Origin of the sequence: Exiguobacterium sp. UBA1053, assembly GCF_002316465.1 — a bacterium.
In the GTDB taxonomy this organism is placed as follows: domain Bacteria; phylum Bacillota; class Bacilli; order Exiguobacteriales; family Exiguobacteriaceae; genus Exiguobacterium_A; species Exiguobacterium_A abrahamii.
The window spans coordinates 161-4,378 of sequence record NZ_DCDO01000015.1; the positions used below are offsets into that span (position 1 = coordinate 161).

A 4,218-nucleotide genomic window follows, 5' to 3' on the forward strand; every position below is an offset into this window, starting at 1 on the left:
AAAATACAGAAAGGGGGATTACTCCCCCTTCTGACTTAAGCTTGGATCACTTCAAGACCACCCATGTATGGACGAAGCACTTCTGGAATAACAACTGATCCATCCGCTTGCTGGTAGTTCTCTAAGATTGCAGCAACTGTCCGACCGACTGCAAGGGCAGAACCGTTTAACGTGTGAACGAATTCTGGTTTTGCGTTCGCTTCGCGGCGGAAACGAATCTGTGCCCGGCGTGCTTGGAAATCTTCAAAGTTTGAACAAGAAGAGATTTCACGGTAGACGCCTTGGCTTGGCATCCAGACTTCGATGTCGTATTTCTTCGCAGCCGTGAATCCAAGATCAGCTGTACACATGCTCAATACTTGATACGGCAGTTTCAGCTTTTTCAAGACCGTCTCTGCTTGTCCCGTTAACAATTCGAGCTGCTCGTAAGATTCTTCTGGTTTGACGAAACGAACGAGTTCAACTTTATTGAATTGGTGCTGACGGATCAAACCGCGTGTATCGCGTCCCGCAGAACCTGCTTCTGAACGGAAACATTGGCTGTACGCCGCATAGCCGATCGGTAACTGATCTGCTGTTAGGATTTCTTCGCGGTGCATGTTCGTCACCGGAACTTCTGCTGTCGGTACGAGGAAGTAGTTCGTCTCTTCAATCTTAAAGGCATCCTCTTCGAACTTCGGCAATTGTCCTGTTCCTGTCATAGAGTCACGGTTGACCATGAGTGGTGGCAAGATTTCTGTGTAGCCATGCTGATCTTGATGAAGATCCATCATGAAGTTAATCAATGCCCGCTCAAGACGTGCCCCCGCTCCGCGGTAAAAGACGAAACGGCTGCCTGTTACTTTTCCAGCACGTTCGACATCGACGATTTTTAATTGCTCCATCAAATCCCAGTGTGGGACCGCTTCGAAGTCAAACGCTGGTTTGTCACCGACTTCACGTAAGACGACGTTATCGTCTTCAGAAGAACCGACCGGTACGCTGTCATGTGGAATGTTTGGAATACCGAGGAGCAGTTGGTTCAATGTCGCTTCGACATCACGTAACTCGTCGTCAAGCGTCTTGATCTCATCTCCGACACTACGCATCGCAGCGATCGCTTCGTCCGCGTTTTCCTTATTGCGCTTGAGTTCAGCGATTTTTTTCGTTGCTTCATTTCGTTCTGCTTTCAACACTTCTGTCCGCGCAATCAGTTCTCGGCGTTTCTCATCAAGTGCGAGGAAACGGTTCATGTCCGTCAAGTCCTCTCCTCGGTGCGCTAACTTTTCTTGAATGGCGTCAAAATCTTGGCGTAATCGTTTAATATCAATCATCTGTAATTCCTCCTTTATGTCATAAAAAAAGGCGACTCGTCTCTTTCCGGTATTTCTACCGAAAAGGGACGAATCACCTGGATCCGCGTTGCCACCCTCATTGCTAGACACATCTAGCCAACTTAAGACGCGATAACGGGCGTACCCGCACCTTGTTCGCAAGGTGTGCGATCCGGCTCGATTCAATCCATCGATCTGACTAGTTCACACCACCCACTAGCTCTCTTAACAGTATCGATACATCTACTTGGTCCGTTCATAGCATCTTTATGAGATTAGTCTTACTTTACACCATCGCCTTGGAAGTTGACAAGAGTCGATTGTTGAATCGCTTGTTCAATTTGCTTCGACCACGCTGTCCAAGCGCGGACGAGGCGTGTCGGAACACTCGCAAGTGGAACAGCAGTTGCGCTATACAAATTCACGCGGGGTGTCTCAAATCCTGGTAGGTAGATCCCATCGTCCGCGACCTGCACCGTACCGACGACTTCTTGTTTCGTCACAGGAGCCGTTGTTTTTGAGAAGTCGAACCGTGGTTCCCGCGTCTTCGCTTGTTTTAAGACCGTGACGTATAACGAACCGTCCGTGACGACGTCTAGCTTTCGAACAGTTGCGCCTTTGATCGGAAGAACGTCTTTGATCCGTTCGCCTTTTCCGTAATACGTCAACGGCTCGAACGTCGCAAAACCATAGTCGAGTAGCTTTTTCGTTTCCTTGAAACGGGATTGATCGGAATCCGTTCGCATGACGACCGTGACAAGCGTCATATTATCCCGCGTCGTCACACTAGCGAAGCAATAACCGGCTAAATCGGTCGTTCCTGTCTTCATCCCCCGCATACCGGCATATGCGAATTTTTCCTTCGCCAGCATCTTATTCGAGTTATTTAAGACCTCTCCATCAAGTTTCATCTGTGTTTTATTCGTCACATCCAGTACATCCGGGTAATCCTTGATATAGCGAATGACGAGTAAGGCGATATCGGTCGCTGTCATCAAATTCGTTCCTGGAAGGGTTGCATCGACAGCATCTAGACCAGATGCATTCGCATACTCCGTGTCGTTCATCCCGAACTGTTTTGCTGTCTCATTCATCTTTTCAACGAACGTCGCTTCTNNNNTATTCGCAAGCTTTAAAGCTTTTGCACTCGGCGTGATTTTTTGATCCCACGTCAGTTTTTTCAATTCGATTTGTCGTCTGACGAGGTAGAGCGTCATCAGCTTCGTCATCGAAGCAGGAGGCAACGAAACATCCGCTTCCGATTGAAGGAGGATTTTCCCTGTGACCGCATCGGCCATTATGTAAGACTCTGCTTGAATCGAAGGTGCTGCTTGTCCCGCTGTAGGAAATCCTACGACTAGGAGCACACTTAAACAGAGTAGTAAAATTCGTTTCATCGTGTCTCTCCTTCACTCAATCATTCGTTTTACGAATAGTGTAGCACAAAAGAAGCACCTGACAGTAGAACCTGTCAGATGCTTCCACGCTTTATGAACGGACGGACTGCCGCTGTTTGATTTTTTGTAAAAAATAGCGGTGCAAGCGATCGTCCTCTGTCAATTCAGGGTGAAACGAACACGCGAGGTGTAATGATGTCTCGACGGCAACGATCTGGTCTTCGACTTTCGCAATCACTCGTGTTCCTTCCCCCACAGACAGAATTAATGGCGCTCGAATGAATACTGCTTCGATTGGTTCCTCAATTCCTTCAACCGGTAGCAATCCTTCGAATGAATCGATTTGTCGACCGAAGGCATTTCGACGGACCGTCATCGAAATCGCGTTGAGATGACTTTGTCCTGCTTCGACAGCGGTTGCGAGTAAAATCATTCCGGCACATGTTCCGAACATCGGTAACGTCGTCGCTTTTTCCCGAAGCGGTTCCAGTAATTCATAGCGTTCGATCAATCGACGCATCGCGGTCGATTCGCCTCCTGGTAAGACGAGTCCATCGAGTCCATCGAGATCGCTCACTTGTTTGACGAGAACGACATCGACACCAAGACCTTCAAGTTGCTGTCGATGTTCACGGACCGCACCTTGAACATCCAGAATACCAATTACCATCCGCGTGTCGCCATCCGTTCCTCAAACGGCATCGATGTAACATCGATTCCTTTCATTGCTGTTCCGAGTCCTTTGGATAAAGACGCGATCCGTTCAAAATCATCTTTGTACGTAACGGCTTCGACAATCGCTCGAGCGACACGTTCTGGGTGTTCTGATTTAAAGATCCCCGATCCGACGAAGACACCGTCTGCCCCTAGGTGCATCATGAGTGCGGCATCAGCTGGTGTCGCGACTCCCCCGGCTGCAAAGTTGACGACCGGTAGACGTCCCTGTGTCCGAATATCACGTAATACTTCGTACGGCGCACCCCATTCTTTTGCAAATGTCATCAATTCATCTGGACTGACATGTAAAATCTGCTTCAATTGTGCTTGAATTTGTCGCATATGGCGAACAGCTTCGACGACGTTCCCAGTCCCAGGTTCGCCTTTCGTCCGAATCATCGCGGCTCCTTCTGCGATGCGACGAGCGGCTTCCCCAAGATCACGTGCGCCACAGACGAACGGCACGGTGAACTCTGACTTCAGTAAATGATATTGTTCATCTGCCGGAGTCAGGACCTCACTCTCATCAATGAAATCGACCCCCATCGATTCGAGAACACGTGCTTCGACGATATGACCAATCCGGCATTTTGCCATGACGGGAATTGAGACCGCTCCGAGTACTTCTTCCGTAATCAACGGATCTGCCATTCGTGCGACGCCTCCGTCACGACGAATATCAGACGGAACACGTTCAAGTGCCATGACTGCAACAGCACCTGCTGCTTCCGCAATCTTCGCTTGTTCCGCATTGACGACATCCATGATGACGCCACCCTTTTGCATTTCAG

4 protein-coding genes and 1 other annotated feature are annotated in these 4,218 nt (G+C 49.0%); all 4 genes read right to left on the minus strand.

The window, feature by feature from the left end; translation table 11 throughout:
- Window positions 1-35 precede the first annotated feature (35 nt).
- A complete protein-coding gene (gene serS / locus B3G15_RS13455) occupies window positions 36-1,313 on the minus strand; it encodes a serine--tRNA ligase (protein WP_050679050.1) in 1,278 nt (425 codons plus the stop codon).
- 61 nt (window positions 1,314-1,374) lie between these two features.
- Window positions 1,375-1,582, minus strand: a binding site (T-box leader).
- Window positions 1,583-1,594: 12 nt separating this feature from the next.
- Window positions 1,595-2,710: a D-alanyl-D-alanine carboxypeptidase family protein gene (locus tag B3G15_RS13460; RefSeq protein ID WP_290721771.1), complete on the minus strand. Its 1,116-nt coding sequence runs from the start codon at window positions 2,708-2,710 to the stop codon at window positions 1,595-1,597.
- Between the two features lie 91 nt (window positions 2,711-2,801).
- Window positions 2,802-3,380 carry a pyridoxal 5'-phosphate synthase glutaminase subunit PdxT gene (gene pdxT, locus B3G15_RS13465; RefSeq protein WP_064299183.1) on the minus strand — a complete coding sequence of 193 codons (579 nt, stop codon included), beginning with the start codon at window positions 3,378-3,380 and terminating at the stop codon, window positions 2,802-2,804.
- Window positions 3,374-4,218, minus strand: an 845-nt coding sequence (gene pdxS / locus B3G15_RS13470; protein ID WP_290721773.1) for a pyridoxal 5'-phosphate synthase lyase subunit PdxS, incomplete at its 5' end; no start/stop codon positions are given. The genes pdxS and pdxT, both read right to left, overlap by 7 nt.

What these genes read in the sequence shown, in the direction of transcription:
- serS (WP_050679050.1), bottom strand. Translation starts at nt 1,313, where the DNA reads ATGATTGATATTAAACGATTACGCCAAGATTTTGACGCCATTCAAGAA.
- pdxT (WP_064299183.1), bottom strand. Translation starts at nt 3,380, where the DNA reads ATGGTAATTGGTATTCTGGATGTTCAAGGTGCGGTCCGTGAACATCGA.